This window comes from Streptomyces sp. HUAS MS02 (assembly GCF_055702265.1).
In genome coordinates, this window is record NZ_CM146747.1 from 9,328,394 (window position 1) to 9,346,474 (window position 18,081).

The 18,081-nt window shown below is 68.2% G+C and carries 18 protein-coding genes; 12 read left to right on the forward strand and 6 right to left on the reverse strand.

What is annotated here, in order from left to right; all coding sequences use genetic code 11:
• Positions 1 to 6: 6 nt before the first annotated feature.
• From ACZ9QC_RS40275 to ACZ9QC_RS40295, 5 genes are all read left to right on the forward strand, one after another.
• A complete protein-coding gene (locus ACZ9QC_RS40275) occupies positions 7 to 1,395 on the forward strand; it encodes a condensation domain-containing protein (protein WP_472917638.1) in 1,389 nt (462 codons plus the stop codon).
• A gap of 163 nt (positions 1,396 to 1,558) precedes the next feature.
• Positions 1,559 to 2,266, forward strand: a complete 708-nt coding sequence (locus ACZ9QC_RS40280; RefSeq protein WP_472917639.1) for a hypothetical protein — start codon at positions 1,559 to 1,561, stop codon at positions 2,264 to 2,266.
• A gap of 351 nt (positions 2,267 to 2,617) precedes the next feature.
• Positions 2,618 to 3,061: a hypothetical protein gene (locus ACZ9QC_RS40285; RefSeq protein WP_472917640.1), complete on the forward strand. Its 444-nt coding sequence runs from the start codon at positions 2,618 to 2,620 to the stop codon at positions 3,059 to 3,061.
• 8 nt (positions 3,062 to 3,069) lie between these two features.
• Complete coding sequence (locus ACZ9QC_RS40290) at positions 3,070 to 3,492, forward strand: hypothetical protein (protein WP_472917641.1); 423 nt, start codon at positions 3,070 to 3,072, stop codon at positions 3,490 to 3,492.
• A gap of 15 nt (positions 3,493 to 3,507) precedes the next feature.
• Complete coding sequence (locus ACZ9QC_RS40295; protein ID WP_472917642.1) at positions 3,508 to 4,017, forward strand: hypothetical protein; 510 nt, start codon at positions 3,508 to 3,510, stop codon at positions 4,015 to 4,017.
• Positions 4,018 to 4,190: 173 nt separating this feature from the next.
• Here ACZ9QC_RS40295 and ACZ9QC_RS40300 read toward each other — a convergent pair whose 3' ends face one another.
• A complete protein-coding gene (locus ACZ9QC_RS40300; RefSeq protein WP_472917643.1) occupies positions 4,191 to 4,634 on the reverse strand; it encodes a hypothetical protein in 444 nt (147 codons plus the stop codon).
• Between the two features lie 639 nt (positions 4,635 to 5,273).
• On the opposite strand from ACZ9QC_RS40300, the gene ACZ9QC_RS40305 reads away from it, so the two are divergent.
• From ACZ9QC_RS40305 to ACZ9QC_RS40335, 7 genes are all read left to right on the forward strand, one after another.
• Complete coding sequence (locus ACZ9QC_RS40305; protein ID WP_472917644.1) at positions 5,274 to 5,753, forward strand: RICIN domain-containing protein; 480 nt, start codon at positions 5,274 to 5,276, stop codon at positions 5,751 to 5,753.
• A 65-nt stretch (positions 5,754 to 5,818) separates the two neighbouring features.
• Entirely contained in the window at positions 5,819 to 6,676 is an 858-nt protein-coding gene (locus ACZ9QC_RS40310; protein ID WP_472917645.1) for an NlpC/P60 family protein, read from the forward strand.
• Positions 6,677 to 6,932: 256 nt separating this feature from the next.
• Positions 6,933 to 7,847, forward strand: a complete 915-nt coding sequence (locus tag ACZ9QC_RS40315) for a helix-turn-helix domain-containing protein (protein ID WP_472917646.1) — start codon at positions 6,933 to 6,935, stop codon at positions 7,845 to 7,847.
• 113 nt (positions 7,848 to 7,960) lie between these two features.
• Entirely contained in the window at positions 7,961 to 9,268 is a 1,308-nt protein-coding gene (locus tag ACZ9QC_RS40320; RefSeq protein WP_472917647.1) for a family 43 glycosylhydrolase, read from the forward strand.
• Positions 9,269 to 9,506: 238 nt separating this feature from the next.
• Positions 9,507 to 10,715 (forward strand): tyrosine-type recombinase/integrase, encoded by a 1,209-nt coding sequence (locus ACZ9QC_RS40325; RefSeq protein WP_472917648.1) that lies wholly within the window; start codon positions 9,507 to 9,509, stop codon positions 10,713 to 10,715.
• On the forward strand, positions 10,712 to 11,938 hold the full coding sequence (locus tag ACZ9QC_RS40330; protein WP_472917649.1) for a hypothetical protein: 1,227 nt from the start codon (positions 10,712 to 10,714) through the stop codon (positions 11,936 to 11,938). The genes ACZ9QC_RS40325 and ACZ9QC_RS40330 overlap by 4 nt, the downstream gene beginning before the upstream one ends.
• A 20-nt stretch (positions 11,939 to 11,958) precedes the next feature.
• Positions 11,959 to 12,966 (forward strand): tyrosine-type recombinase/integrase, encoded by a 1,008-nt coding sequence (locus ACZ9QC_RS40335; RefSeq protein ID WP_472917650.1) that lies wholly within the window; start codon positions 11,959 to 11,961, stop codon positions 12,964 to 12,966.
• A 100-nt stretch (positions 12,967 to 13,066) separates the two neighbouring features.
• On the opposite strand, the gene ACZ9QC_RS40340 is transcribed toward ACZ9QC_RS40335, so the two are convergent.
• From ACZ9QC_RS40340 to ACZ9QC_RS40360, 5 genes are read right to left on the reverse strand one after another with little or no spacing between them, the layout of a single operon-like run.
• Entirely contained in the window at positions 13,067 to 13,552 is a 486-nt protein-coding gene (locus ACZ9QC_RS40340; protein ID WP_472917651.1) for a hypothetical protein, read from the reverse strand.
• 22 nt (positions 13,553 to 13,574) lie between these two features.
• The gene (locus ACZ9QC_RS40345; protein ID WP_472917652.1) at positions 13,575 to 13,835 is read right to left on the reverse strand and encodes a hypothetical protein; all 261 of its coding nucleotides are present in this window, start codon (positions 13,833 to 13,835) and stop codon (positions 13,575 to 13,577) included.
• Positions 13,836 to 13,881: 46 nt separating this feature from the next.
• On the reverse strand, positions 13,882 to 14,427 hold the full coding sequence (locus ACZ9QC_RS40350; RefSeq protein ID WP_472917653.1) for a hypothetical protein: 546 nt from the start codon (positions 14,425 to 14,427) through the stop codon (positions 13,882 to 13,884).
• Positions 14,424 to 16,859, reverse strand: coding sequence for a tyrosine-type recombinase/integrase (locus ACZ9QC_RS40355; RefSeq protein ID WP_472917654.1), 2,436 nt, complete (start codon positions 16,857 to 16,859; stop codon positions 14,424 to 14,426). The genes ACZ9QC_RS40350 and ACZ9QC_RS40355 overlap by 4 nt, the downstream gene beginning before the upstream one ends.
• Positions 16,856 to 18,067 carry a tyrosine-type recombinase/integrase gene (locus tag ACZ9QC_RS40360; RefSeq protein ID WP_472917655.1) on the reverse strand — a complete coding sequence of 404 codons (1,212 nt, stop codon included), beginning with the start codon at positions 18,065 to 18,067 and terminating at the stop codon, positions 16,856 to 16,858. Before ACZ9QC_RS40360 ends, ACZ9QC_RS40355 begins: the two co-directional genes overlap by 4 nt.
• Positions 18,068 to 18,081: the final 14 nt, after the last annotated feature.

Below are 18,081 nucleotides of genomic sequence, written 5' to 3' on the forward strand. Positions count from 1 at the left end.
GTGCACGTGACCACGATCGACCGTTTCGTCCCCGCGCCCGGCCGGGTCGTGGAGTTCGCGACGTCCGCCGCGACCCTGGCCGTTGCGGACGTCGCTCCCGCCTCCCCAGTACCGCCGTCCTTCAACCAGCGGTTCCACCTGGCGGGGGCCCCGGGCCACTGGCTGGCGTGCGCCTTCGACATCAGCGGGCCAGTCGACACGGAGGCCCTGCGCACGGCCTTCGAGACCTTCGCGGGCCGGCACGAGACGCTGCGCAGTGGATTCCGTTCGGCCGGGCCCGCGGGACCCGAGCGGTTCGTACTGCCCGCCGAGAAGCTTGAGTTGGTGATGGTACGCGACGGTGAGACGTACGCGACCGGCGAGGAGCTGCGTACATGGCTCAGAAACCGTCTGGCGGCCAACTGCCGCCCGATGTCCTGGCCCTCCTACGTCTTCGCGGCGATCCTGCGCCCCGACGGTGGCACCGTCGTCTGCGGCTTCGACCACTGCGACGCCGACGGTTACTCGCTGGCGGTGGCGGTGCACGAACTGCACGAGCTCTACACCGGCCGCCCGGCGTCGTCTCTTCCGCCCACGGGCAGCTTCGTGGACTACTGCGCCCTCGAACAGGAGCAGTCTTCAAGCTCTCTTTCGGACTTCGCCGACCCTCTCGTCCAGTCCTGGTCGTCCTTCTTCGCCGACTGCGACGGCACCACCCCGTCGTTCCCGCTCCCGCTGGGCATGGCACCCGGCGAACGGGCCCCGCAGGGCACCGATGTCCGCCGGCTCCTGGACTCCGACGCCACCGACGAGTTCGAACGCCGCTGCCGAGCGGCCGGAGGCAGCGTCTTCACCGGCCTGCTCACCGCCCTCGGCCTGGCCGCACACCGGCTCGGCGCGGACAAGGTGATCAGGCTGCTCGTCCCGCTCCACACGCGCCATGAGGAGCGGTGGCAGCATGCGATGGGCTGGTTCACCACCGTCGCCCCGCTCACTCTCGACGTCAGCGACGCGACCGACCCCGCCGAAGGGTCATCGCGGACCCGGGCCGCGTTCCGCAAGGCTCGCGCCCTGGCCGAACTACCGGTCGCGCAGGTCCTCCCGGCCCTTGGCGACAGCTTCCGGCGCACCCGGACCGACGTCTTCATGGCCTCCTACATCGACTACCGCCGCTTCTCCGGCTCCGCCACCCACCTCGCCCGCCGGGCCCACCACATCAGCAGCGTGACGGTGGCCGACGACGCACAGTTCTGGTTCTCCCGCACCCATGAGGGCCTCTTCCTGCGCTCCCGCTACCCCGCGACGACGGCGGCGGAACCGATCGTCCTGTCCTTCGCCGACGCGGTGGGGGTACTGCTGGGGAGGCGCTCCACTCCGTCGCGCGGCCCACGTAGTGAACCGACTGCCGGAAGGTGATCTCGAACCCTTCACGCCCTCTGTGCGACATCCCGTGAGTTCCTCTGAGCCCCGCTGAGTGCCTGCCCCGGTGGCCAGGGTGTTCTGTCTCCTTGGGGTGTTCTTGGAGCTGGTGACGTAACTTCAGGATTCTTGAAGCGCTCTCACTTCGTCCGATCGAGCTGTGATCGGCGTGAAGGCGAGGAGGCTCGGGTTGCTGCTGGCAGCCGTACGCGATCTGCGCGAGTTCCGCGATCCGGTCTCGGCGGAGGAACTGGAGCAGTTCGAGACCGACGTGCTCGCCGGGTTCGTCCTCTCGCGAGCCTCGGCAGGGCTGGCGGACGGCACCATCCGCGGGGACGTCGGGCACCTGGACCAGATGCGGGCCTGGTTCGGCCAGCAGCTGTGGGATATGGAGCCGGCCGATGCCGACGGGTACTTCGGGAAGGTGCTGCGGGGCTCGCCGAGCGGCACCCGGCTGGCCCGCGCGCAGGCGCTGACCACGTACTTCCTGTTCCTGGAGCTGCGGCACAAGGTCGAGATCCACCGCATGACCGGTCGGGTCGTCGAGTGCCCGATCGACGAGAGGAACCGCCCGCGGGGATCCAAGGACGCCGTTCCTGCGGATCCCGCCGACCGCGCCGGAGATCAAGACACTGTTCACCGGCTGGGGCGGCGAGCTGGCAACCTACCGCAAGTTCGCCCCCCCCACCGCGCGGAACTACACCGCATCGAAGCTGATGCCGCAGGTCGGACTCAGGGTGAGCGGGGCATGCAAACTCGACCTTGTTCTTCGCGAACCTCCAGCGGCCCAAGAACGGAGGGCCCCGGGTCGGCAAGGCCGGGCGGCGCGTGCTGGAGCCGCCACCGGTTCCCGAACCACACCGCGTGATCACCACGACGCAACTGACGCTGTTCACTGCCACTCGGGACTTCCGCCGGTTCGACCGGGAACTCCATGCCGACCTGGCCAACCCCTGGCTGGTCCGGGCCCGGCATGCCGCTCGGGCGCTGGGAGAGTCCCGCGGCTGGAGCCGCTGGATCGCCAGCGACGTGAACCGAGCCCTGGTCATCGTGCTGTCCGGCTTCCGCGACGGCGAGTCGATCCGGTACTCCGAACTCTTCCCGGCCCTGCGAGTCCGGGGGCTTCCGGTCGTGCGGACTGCCGAAGTCCTCGACCGTCTCGGCCTGTTCGCCGATGACCGGGCCCCTGCCGTCGACCGGTGGCGGGAACGGAAACTCGATGGGATCCCCACGGGCATTCATCGCGCCGTCGAAGCCTGGGTTCGCACTCTCCTCGACGGCGGCCCCCGGTCTGAGCCTCGCTCCCGGCATACGGCACGGGCCTGCCTGGGGGGAAGTCCAGCCGGTGCTGCTGGAGTGGTCCAGCCGCTACGACCACCTGCGAGAGGTCCCCCGGGAGGACATCATCGCGGTCCGGGACGCCGCTACCGGCAAGCAGCGCGAGAGGCGGATCGTCGCCCTGCGGTCACTGTTCCGGCACGCGAAGAAGAACAGTCAGATCTTCCGCAATCCCATGATCCGCATCCGTGTCCCTCGGCAGACCGGCGGCGTCCTCCAAGCCCTCGTCCAGGCGGACATCGACGAGGCCATCGCCGCAGCGAGCCCCCGGACGTCCGGCTCATCGTCGCCCTGGCCGCCGTTCACGCGGCACGGCCGAAGATGATCCGCCCCATGCAGTTGGACGACGTCGACCTGGGCAACCGGCGCATCACCGTCGGCGGCCACATCCGCCCGCTCGACGACCTCACCCGCCGTGCTGTCCTGGACTGGCTCGGCCACCGACACAGCCGCTGGCCGAACACGGCCAACCCCCACCTGCTGATCACCCAGAAGACCGCCGTCGAACTCGGCCCGGCCGGCAAGCTCTGGACCACCCGGGCCCCCCGCAACCTCACCGCCCCCTGGAACGGCTCCGCGTTGACCGCCAGCTCGAAGAGGCCCTCACCCACGGCGCCGACCCCCTCCACCTCGCACTCGTCTTCGGCATCGACGAGAAGACCGCCATCCGCTACGCGGACTCAGCACGAGCGCTTTTGGGCGAAGAAGCCGAGCAGGCTTCGCAGTGAAACCCGCTCGACCTGCTTAACCCCATGACGAGATCATGGCCCCATGCCGTCGACCGAATCAGCCGCCCGCGAGCTTCAGGACCGCGCCGTTCTCTGGAGCATGGGCGAGATCCGCGCAACCGACGTCGTCACCGCTGCCTGTGATGCACTCGTTGCCGGCCTCGACAGTCCTGCCCTACGGATCCTGGCCGCGTGCACGCGCGCGGAGGCGGACTACGACGTCCCCGACCTCCTTCCCCCGGCACTCGACGAACTGGGCCTCACCTTCCACCCAGCGGGCAGCGTTGCTGGACAGGAAGCCGCGGCGCGAGCACTTGCCGCCCGGATGCTGGCCGGCGAACTGACGCCACGCGAGCTGGCCTTCAGGATCCATCAGCGCTTCGGGCACGAGCTGCCTCTGGCCGAGCAACTCGCCAACCTGGACGACGACTACGACGTCCTCGAATACGGCGACAGAACACAGGCGCAGGTCGACGCTGATGTCACGACCGAAGCTCTTCGACTCACGCAGCACCCTCGTGTTCCGACCGAACCCACGGGTCTACCGACCTGAAGCAGACCGGTGCGCCCGTGGGTTCAGGCTGAAGGACCTTCGGTTTCCTTGAACCCACGGGGATCAAGGCCCCGGTGTCCCATCTCTGACCCACGGTGCGAAGTAGCGGCCTCAACCTCCTGATCCGAGGGTCTGCCTGCCAGACGGTGGCGGCTATGGGTCAGGGAGGCCACCTATGCCTGGACGTTCGGTCTCATCGGTGCGGATCCGCGGGCCTCGATGATGCACGCGCCGGCGATGCCCAGGCCGGCCACCGCCATGACGACACCGAACACGACGTCCGGGCCGGGGTCTTGGCCGAAGACGTTGATCAGTGCGCGTGCGGTGATGGCGACCTGGCCCAGCGCGACGGCCCCCAGCCATCCCGCGCGCACTGCCCGCGGGATACGTGCGCGAGTCTTCTCCAGCGCGAGGAGGACGGCGGCCCCTAGGAGGGCGGCCACGATGGCGAGCAGGGTCGCGGCATACAGGGCCGTCTCGCGTGCCGAGGTGTCGGTGTGGTCGAGTTCTGCCGTCTCCGGAAGGAGGGTCGTGGTCAGGACGGTGAAGAGACCGATGTAGGCCACCTGCAGGAGCAGAAGGACGGGTGCCACGCGCTGGCTGAGTACCGAGGTCACTTGTTGCTCCTGACGAGGCCGACGCTCTTGATGATCCACAGGCTGCCACTCCTCTGAGCGTTGGTGCATGCCTTCTTGCTGTCGGTGTGCCGGCACCGGTCTTGCCGTCATTCACGCGTCCGGGGGCACGGCCGATGGAGCACTTGCGCAGGTCCATCGTCATGTCGGCCCCGGCGGTCTTGGACTCGTGCCGTGCCGACGCCCGTTTCTGCCCGTACCCACACACGTAGACGCGGCCGCCCGGGGCGAACTACCTGCCGCATTGCCACTGACCCACGTGATCGGCACCCTCGAAAGCTGTTTCAGCGGGCACGTGTGTTCTGCCGGCCTGCCTGCGACACGTGCGGCGAAGTCGGATGCGCCAAGGCCGCGCGACCGTGCAGCCGACCTGTCCGCCACCCGTACTGGCCGCCGGCGCTGTCTCGCGGTCTGCTTCCCGTCCCGGGACAAGATCGCCCCAGCAGGCCAGGAACGGGTCTGTCCCGACATCGGTGAAGCAGGCGGGATCAGGTTGTGGCAGGGCTGTGAGCTGCACAAACTCATCTCACCGACCCAGCGGTTCACCTCCCACGGTGAGCGTGCGTCGGTTCCTGTGGCCATTCCGGCCGACTCCTGCCATCCCTTGGAAGGGACTTCCACATGGCTTCCGTACGCATCACCCTGCCCTCCCTCACGGCAGCCGCCGTGACCGTGCTCGGTGCGGCTCCCCTCACTCCCGTGTCCGCCATCTCCGCACCTGTCGCCCACGCGGCGGCCGCGGAGACGTACCGCAACGTGCACACGGGGCTGTGCATGGACGACAGCGACGGCGGCGGACTTCGGGGGTGGCAGTGCAACGGGCTCAACCACCAGAAGTGGGTGGTCACTCGGCACGCCGACGGCACCCGGCAGCTCTCGAACATGTCCACGGGCAGGTGTCTGGACGACAGTCCTGCCGGCCTGCGCACCTGGCCGTGCAACGGACTCGACTACCAGAAGTGGACGGTCGAGAAGCTCACCCAGAGCCGTATCACGTTCAAGAACGTGAAGACCGGGGCGTGCGCCGCCGACCCGGGCGAGAACAAGCGCCTGGTCGCCCTGCCGTGCGTGACCAACTCGGCGAACCAGCAGTGGCAGTAGAGGGCCGGACCCCGACCTCTCGCCCGGCAACCCCACCTCGAACATCTCGAACCAGGAGAACCACCATGTCCCTCCGCTCCGGCAGTCTGCGCAGGATCCTGCCCACCCTTGCCCTCGCCTGCCTGACGGCCCCGGCTCTCGTCCTGCCCGCCAACGCCACGAACACGACCGCCCGGACCGCGACGCCGACGAGCGTCTCCCAGGCCGCGGCCTCCTTCCCCACCTGGGGGACGCGATGGGTCGTGCACGCAACGCCGGACATCAACTCACCCTCCGTCGGCATGATCAACAAGAACTCGGCAGGTCAGGACCGCATCACCGCCGACTACCAGGTCAACACCGGCCGCCGAGTGTGCGAGGGCAGTGCCTGCTCCACCTTCATGGCCCGCATCACCTCACCCGTCACGGGCTTCCTGACCGTCGTCGCGGTGGACATCCCCGAGGACCGGCTTCCCGGTGTCCCCGTACAGGGCGATCCCGGCGGTGGTTCCCCGACCGGCTCGCGGCAGCAGACGTTGGAGCGTGCAGCGACCTGGCTCACCGCCAACGGCGGTCGCCCCGTCCCCTACAGCCAGTCCGCGCACTGGCGGGACGGTTACCGGCAGGACTGCTCCGGCTACGCCTCCATGGCACTCGGCCTGCCGGCGCCCGGAACCAACACCGTGGGGCTGGCCACCAACCGGAACCTCACCCGCCCCATCGCGATGGCCGAGCTCCAGCCCGGTGACCTCGTCATCGACGCCCTCGGCAACAGCAACACCCGGCACGTCGTCATCTTCGAACGGTGGAACGACCCGGCCCACACCTCCTACCTGGCCTACGAGCAGCGCGGCGGCCCCGGCACCACGCACCGGACGCTGACCTACGGCCTGAACGCGGGCAGCGAGTACCGGGCCTACCGGCCTGTCCAGTACGGCGACTGACCCGTCACAGGGTGTGCGCTCAGCCCTTCTCGGGCTGAGCGCACCGCGGCCCGCCTTCGGCCGGGCCATACACGTCTGATGCGGCCATCCGGGTGAACTGTGCACCTGGTGAATCGACTCTGCAACCGGTCACCGCCCCAGGCCGGTTGCACCTCGTATGTCGCCATAAATACAGTCCTGACCTGCTGGGGCAGCTCGTCCCAGGCCATGAAGCAGCCAACGGGACACCGTGGCCGAACCTCAGGAGACGTCCGCCATGACCGACAGCGGACAGAGTGACCGCCTGGCCGCGCAGCGACAGCTCGGCGCGGCGCTGCGTGCTCTGCAGCACCAGTCGGGGCGCACGCTGCGAGAGCTGGAGAAACAGGTTCACGTCAGCGATTCGTCACTGTCGCGCTACTTCCGCGGTGACGCCGTCGTGCCCTGGGCTGTGGTCGTCGAGATCTGCCAGGCGCTCGACGGCGAACCGAGCGAGTTCCGCGGCCTGTGGGAGAGGGCTTCCGGGATGTCGCCGGCCCCGTCCGCAGGCATTTCCACGCCTGCGTCCGCGCCGGCGGACGGCCCGCGCTCTGCTGCTCCGGGCCCCCTCCGGCGCCACCTGAGGCTGCCGACCGGCCTGTCCCGCCCCCGGCTCAGGGGCATCGCCGTAGTGGTCAGCACCGTGGTGGTCGGTGCCGCTCTGGCCGCGTACGGGGTGCAGTTCGCCGCCGAGTCCATGAGCTGGAACAAGGGCAAGGCTTCGGAGGGGAAGGCGGCTTCAGTCAACGCGACGGACGAGCGGCGCGCCGTCTTCCACGAGGCGGAGAAGGCGCGGATCAACCAGGTGACCGTCCGCGACGCCATCGGGGCCCGAAGCGGTAAGGCCATCGCCCGCATGGACTACCGCGACAGCTTCGTCGAGTTCACCCTCGTCGCGGCGTCGGCGGGCCCCCGGGCTATGCGCGTGCGGTTCAGCAACGGCTCACAGGACGACGCCGACGGTCCGTCATGCGCTTCGCACAGCCTGTCGGTCAACGGCGTCGTCGCGAACCCCGTCCACTACCAGTACACCGGCTGGGAGAACTGGCGGATGACCGAACCGGTGACGGTCGTCCTCCGCGAAGGCAGCAACACGATCCGATTCTCCAGAGGTGACCTCTTCACCGAGTTGGACGGCATCGAGCTGACCTGAACCCGCGCCATCACGCACAGCCTTCACACCTCGATCATCCATGCCCTGAACTTCAGGAGGGCCCTATGCCCGTCCCGCACATGATCCGCCGGTGGGGGAGAACACTCGCTCTGATGACAGCTGCCATATGTCTCGCCGCCGGACACCCCGCAACTGCCGTGAACGGATCGCCGCCGGTCGTGATCGACCATGACTTCGCTGACCCGGACATCGTCAGGGCCGACGGCATCTACCACGCCTACGCCACCAACAGCGGCGGCCGCCATGTCCAACACGCCACTTCACGTGACCTGCGGCACTGGACTCTTGATGACCGGGACGTCTTGCCCGCCCTCGGCGGGTGGGCTCTGTCCCGGCCCGATCTCGTGTGGGCACCAGAGGTCTTCGACAACGGCAGCGGCTTCACGATGCAGTACACCGCCCGAGACCGGGCCAGCGACCGGCAGTGCATCGGTGTGGCCAGGTCGGTCTCGCCGGACGGTCCCTTCCACCCGGTCGGTGACGCTCCGCTGATCTGCCCGGCACCGGCGGGCGGCGCCATTGACGCCTCCACCTACACCGAGGGCGGGCGGCGCTACATCCTGTGGAAGAACGACGGCAACTGCTGTCACCTCGACAAGGACACCTGGCTGCACCTCCAGCCCACCTCGTGGGACGGCACCCTCGTCACCGGAGATCCGATCCGGCTGATCCGCCAGGACCAGCCCTGGGAGAACCACCTCGTGGAGGCCCCCACGCTGATCAAGCGCGCCGGGCGCTACGTCCTCTTCTACTCCGCGAATGCCTACGACGGCAGCGCGTACGCAACCGGCTATGCCGTGTCCCCGAGCCTGACCGGCCCCTACACCAAGGCTCCACGGCCCCTGATGACGACGAACAGCTTCTCCGACACCGTGCAGGGCCCCGGAGGGCAGGACGTGGTCGCGGGCCCCGACGGGCACGACCGCATCGTCTTCCACGGCTGGAACGGAACAAGCCGGGTCATGCATCTGGCCGACCTGGGCTGGGCCAACGGCTACCCAGTGGTACGCGGCAGCAAAGTGGTCTACCAGGCAGAGAACGCACACGTGCACAACGCAACCGTCCGCGCTGCTCCCGAAGCATCCGACGGCAAGGTGGTCGGCCACATCGACCACGCCGACAGCCACGTCACATTCCGGGTATTCGCCGCCTCCGCAGGTACCCACACACTCTCCGTGCGCTTCGCGAACGGCTCACGGGACACAGGAGGTTCACCAGCCCCGGCAACCCACCGCCTGTCCGTCAACGGAACCGATACCGGCACCCTCCACTACCCTCACACCTCTTGGAGCAGCTGGCAGACAGCCACCAAGCCCATCACGCTGAAGACCGGCTGGAACACCATCACCCTGTCCAAAGGCACACTCTTCGCCGAACTGGATTTCATCGAAGTCGGCTGAACACTGGCCAGACGCCTACGGCCGCCGGGAAAGCGCCGGCACCCCGGCCAGGCGCACCACAGGATGGTCTTGCGGCCGGCGATGGTCGGCCTGTCCCCGAAGTCGTACTGGATCCACAGTCCAGGCTCGGGCGTGTTGACTGAACTACGGGACATTCTCTTCTTGTTCTTCGGACAGGCGGGAAGCTGGGTGGTTACCGTCCCCGTCCATGGCTGAAGGTGGGGATGTTCCAAGGGACTTGAGCTCGCTGGTGGTTCCTCGGGTGGGCTCGCTCGTGGAGGCTGGCAATCTATGGGAGCCGTATGAGCTGGTTGATCCTGCGGGGCTCCCGGTGGGTGCGGTCACCACGTATCTGCACGAGTTGCAGGCGATGGGTCGGCCCGCGACGACGCAGCGTTCCTATGGCATGGATCTGCTGCGGTGGTTCCGCTTCTTGTGGGCGATCGAGATGCCATGGCACGAGGCGACGAGGATCGAGGCCCGCGACTTCTCGCGGTGGATCCAGATCACCCTCAAGCCTCCCCGACGCCGACGTACAGCCCAACGTGCACAACCGCGTACAGATCGGGCCGTGAATCCGATCAACGGGAAGCGGCCGATCGGGACGACCTACGCCTCCTCGACGGTCGCACACAGCGAGACGGTGCTCCGCAGCTTCTACGCCCACCACCTGGAGGCCGGAACCGGCCCGCTGGTGAACCCGTTTCCACTGGCCAGGGCGCCTCGGGTGAACTCGCACCACAACCCGATAGAGCCGTGGCGCCCCCAGCAGTCGGGGCTGTTCCGGCCGCGGCAGCCTCAGCGAATTCCCCGGCAGATCCCCGATGTGGTCTTCAACGAACTGTTCGCGCGGCTGTCCTCGGACCGCGACCGGGCTCTGGTCGCCTTCTGGATCTCGACCGGAGCCAGGGCCTCGGAACTGCTCGGCGTCGTGTCCTCGGGCACGGATCCGGGGCGGCAGCTGGTCACGGTGGTCCGCAAAGGGTCACGCGCGATGCAGCAGCTGCCGGCCTCGCCGGACGCGTTCGTCTGGCTGCGGCTCTACCAGCAACAGATGCACGGGCTGGTGCCCACCGGCCCGGATGTCCCGCTGTGGTGGACGCTGCGACGGCCGTTGCGCGCACTCAACTACCACGCCGCGCGGGCGATGTTCGTCCGCGCGAACACTGCGCTCGGGTCGAACTGGTCGCTGCACGACCTTCGGCACACTGCGGCCTACCGGCTGGCCCGCGACCCGCTCATGCCGATCACAGACATCCAATGGGTTCTCGGACATGCCCGTTTGTCCATGACTCAACGGTATGTCACGCCCACCGCGGAGGACGTCATCGAAGGAGTCCTGGCCCACCACCGCCGTCGGACGGAAGAACAGACAGAGCCCACAGCGCCGTCGCTGCACTACCGTCCGGAGAGGCTGGACGTCCTGTTCGGCCGGGGACGGCCGTGACCACCCCCGCGATCACCGCCGCGGTGGCCACTCGGCCATGGCAGCTCAGCTCGGAGGCCGTGGCCCTCTGGAAGAGGTTCCCGCCTCGCAGCAACCCGAAGAGCTGGCCCGCGACGCGACAATCCCGGGCCACCGTGGTGGCCCGGATGCTTACGCCGCCGTTCCTGGGACACGATTCCCAGACGCGCTGCAATCGGAAGCTGAGCCTGCTCAAGGTGCTCGACTGGCTGGAGATGCAGCCCGGCAGCACCTGGCAGGAACGGTGGAACGCCAGCGGGGCGGGCATCGACGGACGCGTGGACTGGCGGATCCGCCTCATCAGCGACCTGAAGGGTGTCGACAACCTTGGCCCTCGCGGCGAGCGGATCTTCAGCATCCTCGGCATGGGCCTGGTCCACTTGATCGGTGGCGATGTCCTACGGCCTGATCTGGGCTGGCTGTTGGCCACCGGTTCACCACTTCGGATCGCGAACGAGATGGAGCGCGTCCGCGACGGCGAGGCCATCGCAAAGCTTCGAGCCCTGCGAACCGCGAGCACGGTCGGTGACTCCACGGTGCTTCCCGCGATCGAGAAGATTGCGCTCATGATGGCGGCCAAGGGCGGCACGGCCGTGGATGTCACCCCTGGCGACTGCCTGGAACTGCTCAAGACCAGCCGGGAAGTCTTCCCAGGGCCGGCCAAGTCCACCCGACATAGCCCGTTCTTCTACCAACTACTGCACTCCCTCGGCGTCTTCCCCGTCGACGCGCCGTCTTCGGTCCGCATGTTCAGCACACGCTTCCCCGGCCAGCTCGCGGTCGAGCAGCTCGTCGACCGCTACGACCTGGCCTGCCGCCCCGTCCGCGACCTGCTGGTCGACTGCCTGCGGGAACGTCAGCCGTCCGTCGACTACAACACCCTGACCGGCCTGGCGACCGCGCTTGCCCTGTGGTTCTGGAAGGACCTGGAAACGCACCACCCCGGCATCGACTCGCTCCGGCTCGCACCGGACGTCGCCGCCGCCTGGAAGCGGCGTCTGCAGGTCCGGACCGTCCGTACCACCGACGAGCACGGCCAGGTCGTGGAAACCACAGTGGAACGGGCCACCGCCTCCGACACCCTGATGACCGTCCGCGCCTTTTACCTGGACCTGGCGCAGTGGGCACTCGACGAACCCTCCCGCTGGGCCCCTGGGCCGTCCCCTGCCCGGTCCGCGCGGACGATGTCCAGCACCGCAAGATGAAGTCCCGGCAGAAGGCCCGGATGGACCAGCGCACCCGCGAGCGCCTCCCCGTCCTGCCGACTCTGATCGGCGCCGTCGACCGGAATCGCAAAGCCGCCGCGGCCCGCCTGGAGTCCGCCGAACGCGTCCGGCCCGGTGAACTGTTCACCGCGGGCGGGCAGACGCTACGACGCGCAGCCCTCAAGCGGCACTCCCCCCACCTTTGGGCTGAAGAACCCGAAACCGGCCAGCGCCGGAATCTGGCGCGGGAGGAGAGCAACGCCTTCTGGGGCTGGGCCGCGATCGAGGTCCTGCGCATGACCGGCATCCGGATCGAGGAGCTGAGCGAGATCTCGCACCACAGTCTGGTCCAATACCGGCTGCCGAGCACCGGCGAGCTCGTTCCGCTCCTGCAGATCGCCCCGTCCAAGACCGACGAGGAACGGTTGCTGGTCATCTCGCCGGAACTCGCCGATGTCCTCTCCGCAATCATCTGCCGTGTTCGCACTGCTGACGGCGCCGTCCCCCTTGTGATCGCCTACGACCACCACGAGAAGGTCTGGAACCCACCCATGCCGCTGCTGTTCCAGCGCAAGATCGGCCTGGAGGATCGGCCGATCCCCATCGCCGGCCTCCGTGACCTCCTGCAGGACGCGCTGGCCTGCACTGGGCTGACCGACACGAGCGGCAAGCCGCTGCACTTCGCGCCGCACGACTTCCGGAGGATCTTCACCACCGACGCCGTCATGAATGGCATGCCGCCCCACATCGCCCAGTTGATCCTCGGACATCGCGACATCAACACGACCATGGGCTACAAGGCTGTCTATCCCGAGGAGGCCATCAACGGGCACCGCGCCTTCATCGCCCGCCGCCGGGAACTGCGACCCAGCGAGGAGTACCGCCGCCCCACCGAGGAAGAGTGGGAAGAGTTCCTCAGCCATTTCGAACGACGCAAGGTCGCCCTCGGCGACTGCGGGCGAGCCTACGGCACCAGCTGCATTCACGAGCACAGCTGCTTATCCGAACCAGCCCAGCTCGACGCTTAGCTCGTCATCGAAGTGCCTTCGCAACGGAAAGTAGTCGTGAAGTCGCCGGACAAGAGCCGGTCTCGGGCGTGTCGCGCTCCGGGGCGGCCGTTCAGCGTGCCTACTGAGAGAACGCGTAGGTTCGGACGGGGTCGAGATGCAGTTCGTAGGGCCCGAAGCAGTCTGCCGCTAGCGTCGCGACCGGGGCGCCGCAGGGACAGGCTCGGTTGAGTCCTTCGTCACCCGTCGGCCCGCAGCAGCCGGTGCTGTTCTCCCAGTTAGGCAGCGGTTGAAGGTCGGGGGCGTCCTCAGGATGCATCAGCACCGTGCCCGGGACGCCCGCAGAGATGACGAAGCCCTCCTCGCGGCAGACCAGCGGCCCTCGGGACTGAGCCGGCTTCGCATCCTCCTGATCGTCCTGCACGACGTAGGGAGGCCCCCAGGGCTCAGGATTGATCGCGTAGCGGCCCCGCGGAACGGTGGAGGGTGCCCGGCGTGTCTCCTTGTCCCGGTCGTGTTCGTCGTCGGAGGGGTCGGGGACGGCGGCCAGCTCGGCCAGCTCCGGCGTGATCGCGGTGCCGCACTTGGAACAGAGGAAGACGGTCATCCCCTCGTTGTAGTCCTCAGAACTACTGCTTCGCACCTTCGTTTGACGACTCGGAGTCGATGCGCGCGACGACGCTGCGGAAATCGGGCATACCGAGATCGACGGTGCTGTGTCGGGCCACGAAGTCGCGCATGGCGGCGAGCTCCTGTTCGGCGGCGGCAAGGCTGGCCTCGATCGCGGCGACTTCGCCCAGCCAACCCTGTTCCTGGGCCTCACGGAGCCGATCGTATGGCCCAGCCACGGCAATTGAGGTCGCGCCGCCTCGCACCTGAGCCCACTTCACGGGTATCCAGGGGCGAGCGCACCGAGCACCCCATAGCCGTCATTGCTTATCGGAGCTCAGGCAGTGGTCCAGAGTTCTTTGGGTAGCAGCCCTCTTCAAGCCGGAAGAGGTACCTCCGGAGGTCCGCGCCGAGCCCTTCAGTGATGTAGGCGGCAAAGTCCCTCAGCCCCTCCGCGGCTTCCCGCTCGTCAGACCTGTCGCTGGAGGACCATGTGGGCAGGAGGGACTCCAGGTACTCGGTGACCCGCCCACGGTCGCGCCACCAGTCCCGAACAGCCTCGGGTGTCCATCGGCTGTCGCCGTCGCAGGCATAGCCGCGGTACGGATCTTCCTGGGCTGCTGTCACCAGGTTCAGGACCTCGGCCGTGGTCGCCGGCTGGCGATACACATATTCACCGAAGTACTCGCCGCCGTAGAGCACATGACGCGGTGCGTGCAGCCTGCCCGTCCAACAGTTATCGGCGATGCCGGTATAGAAGGGGCCAGGAACGTTCAACCAGAGCCGGTCCTCCCAACGCCCACCGAAGGACGTCTCGGGCTCTCCTTCTGGAAGCGCCGCTATCGGTTCCCAGCACAACTCTTCATAGGTCATCCGCGAAGCTTAGGATCCGATGGGAAGGATCTCTCAACGTCTGCGCTGCTTCGTCCGGTGTCGCGCCGGATGTCGGGCATGCCGAGGTGGACCGTGGACGGCTGAGTTGCACGCTCGCGCATGGCCTCCAGCTTCTGCGCGGCGGCGGCCATGGTGGTCTCGATGGCGGCGACCTCACCAAGCCAGCCCTGGTCGCGGGCCTCCTGGAGGCGGTCGACGAGGTTGGCGTGGATCTCCTGGAGACGTGGCATCTGGGCCGGGTCCACGAGAAGTAGGGGGCATCTGACACAGGCGTTTTCATGCTGGCACGGGGTCGCGTAGTCGCGGCCGCAGGTTCCCAGGGCTACCTTGCGGAGTTCGAAGTGGGCCAGGAACTCGTTCCACTCGGTGGTGGTGAGCTCGCGGTGCTCCTCGCTGGGCCGTTCGGTTCTGCGACGGGCGATGAAGGCCCGGTGATGGGAGATCACGTCCTCTGGGTAGATCGCGGCATAGCCCATGGTTGTGTCCAGAGCGGCGTGTCCGCAGATTTTCGCGGCGATGTGCGGGGGCAGTCCGGAGCGGATGGCGTCGGTCACGAAGATCCTTCTGAAGTCGTGGGGGCGCCATTCGAGCGGGTCGCCGGCCACGGTGATCTGGGCGGACTGCGAGGTCGCGACCAGGCACTCGCGAATGTAGCTGCGGGTCAGCGGCCGGTCCTCGGTGCCGTACCGGCGTTGGAACAGGAACGGCATGGGCGGGCTCCAGGTCTGCTCGAACACGTCGTAGGCCGACACCAGCGGCAGAGCGGCGTTCCCGGCCCGGACCCGGAAGATGACCGCGGTCAGCACCTCCGCCAGCTCCGGGGAGACCAGCAGCAGTCGCTCCGCATCGGTCTTGGACGGGGCGACCTGCAGCATCGGCACCACCTCGCCGGTGGTGGGCAGGGTGTAGGCGATGAAGCTGTGGTGGGTGAGCTCCAGCATCTCCTCGATCCGGATGCCGGTGTGCCGCAGCACCTCCACCGTCGCCCAGGACCAGAACGCCGCCTCCTCCTCGTGGGTCAGGTTCCGCCGCCTGCCGACGGCCACCTCGGTGACGTAGACGCGGCGGGCCTGCCCGGACCCGCAGCGTTCGAACTCCTCCCCGGCAACGAGGAACCGTCCACCGGCTGGCGTCGCGCGGGCCGCGGTGATGCGAGCCTCGGCGTCCTTGCGCTGCCGCTCGACGGCGCGAAGCAGGGCGGGCAGTAGCGGCAGCTGGGTCCGGGTCCGCTGGTCCATCCGGGACTTCACCCCGGACCTGGACTTCTTCATCGCGCACTCGTTCGCCTTGATCGGACACGGTGCCACCCAGGGCGCCCACCGCGCTGGATCGTCGGCGGCCCAGCGTGCGATGTCCTGGTAGAACGCCCGGACGAACACCAGCTCGCTGCGGAAGTTCACCCGCTCCCGCACCGGCTGGCCCTGGGCGTCACGGATGAAGGCCAGTCGTTCCTTCCACGCCTTCGCGACCTCGGGCGTCAGTCGCAGCGAGTCGATGCCCGGACGGTGGATCTCCAGGTCGCGCCAGAACAACCGGCACAGGTTGCGGGCGATGGACCGCAGCGAGACGTGATCGAGCTCGGGAGCCCGCTCAGTGAAGTACTCGACCAGCAGGTCCCGGACGGGCCGGCACTCGATGCCGTACGCGTCGACGATCTGCTCGACGCTGCGGCGGCCCTCGATGCGAAGCGCCCGCAGCCGCAGCGGTGCGCTGGCCGGGAGCACGCCGGTCTCCTTGAGCAGAGCGTAGAACAGCGGCCGGCCGGCGCTGCCGCGGAAGTGGTGTTCCTCCAGTGCGGCGGTCAGCTCGATGCAGTCGCCGACGGTGATTTCGCTGACCAGCCCGCCCTTGCGGATCACGATCCAGGTGAGCTTGTTCAGGGCGTCGGACCTCGCTGTCGGGGTCGCGTGCTGGGCCAGTTGTTCGAGCCGCTGGAAGGCATCGGGGTCGCTGGCGGCCCGGGTCTCGGTGAGCATCACCGTCACGCGCTGCCGCAGCAGCCACGGGTAGCTGGGGCGGATCGCCTGCCCGGCGACCAGGAGCACCAGGCCCGTGGCCAGTTCATCGCGCCAGTGGCTCTTGGGAGTGCCGCGTCCCTGGAGGGGCAGATCGGTCCACTCGAAACCGGCGTCGTCCGCCCCGCTGGCCATCCAGCGATCCTGCCAGGTCTCTCCGGGCTGGCCTTCGAGCCAGTCCAGCAGCTTGCCCAGGCCCCGCCGCCGGGTCTTGTCGCGGGTCAGGCCCGCACCGGGGTCGGTGAACAATCCAAGCAGCCGCTCGACCAGGCTCTCCCGGCTCTGACGGGTCTGCCACCAGCTCGCTTCGCCGACTCGCGGTTCCCACTCCAGCGCTTTGTCTACCTCATGTGGCTCGACGGCCCTGGCGACGTCGACGTTCGCGGTCGGGTTCACCGGTTTTCGCCGCCCGCAGCCGAAGTGCCGAACAGCGCTGCCAGCACCTCGAGGCGGTAACCCGGCGCCGGCGGGGCCGGCGGCTTGGCCTGCTCGGCGCGCTGTCGTTCATGGTGGGCCAGGACGTGGGCGACGACCTCGTCGGGCGTGGGAGCGATGTAAATTTCCGTGGTGGTGATGTGGGCATGTCCCATAACCCACTGCACGTCGGCGAGGGTCAGGTTCGGATCGCGGACCATCCTCTTGGCCGCGCTGTGCCGCAGGTCGTGCAGGGTCCAGTTCGCGCCGAGCAGCTGGTTGGCACGGGTGAAGACCATCCGGGTCGCGTCGTACTCCAGAGGGCGGAAGGGCCGTCGCAGCGTCCACCACAGCGGTTCCGACGGGTGCTTGGGAACCATGCCGCACAGTTCTTGCTGGTAGAGCCGCAGCCACACGAACGCGTCGGCGGAGGCGGGAAGGTGCTGCAGGACCTGGTTGCCCTTGCGGACCACGCCGATCGTCTGGTCCCCGGGAGCGACCAGGCCCTGCGGGACGCCGAGCAGTTCAGAGGCGCGGGCTCCGGTGGAGATGTAGAACGCGATCAGAGCCCTGTCCCGGTTGTACTTCAACCCGGCGAACAGGTCGTTGAATGCCTGCTCAGGAATGATCCTCGGGGTCGGCTTGGGCTCCTTGGGCTGATAGGTGCCCCGGCGCGAGGGCTGCCGGAATGGCTGCATCGGGTTGTGATGTGCGTTCGGACTCCCCTCGTCGGCAGCTCCGCCCTGCGGGAACGGGTTGATCAGCGGTCGGCCGTGGGTCTCGCGGTGGTACTCGTAAAACGAGCGGATCACCGCGCGAGCGTGCCGTCTGGTCCGAGCGGCATAGTTCTCGCCGGGTGTGGCCTTCCCCGTGACCGGGTTCACCGAGCCCGGGGCGGGCGCGTCGGGACGGCGCCGCCGGGGCGGCTTCTTCGTGGTCTTCAGCCACAGTGCGAAGTCACGGGCCTCGACGCGGCTCGCCAGATGCCAGGGAACGTCCACGGCGCGTAAGAACCGGACCCACGCCAACAGCTCATAGGCGTAGGACCGCAGCGACGTCGGACTCGCGTCGTCGGCGAGCATGTGGTGCAGGAATTCACTGACCGCCGCCACCTCGGTGCCATCGGCGTCTACGAGCCGGAACGGCCGCAGAGGGTCATCGGTCTTCTCGACGCGGCCGACCCTCGCCACCTACAGCGTCGCCA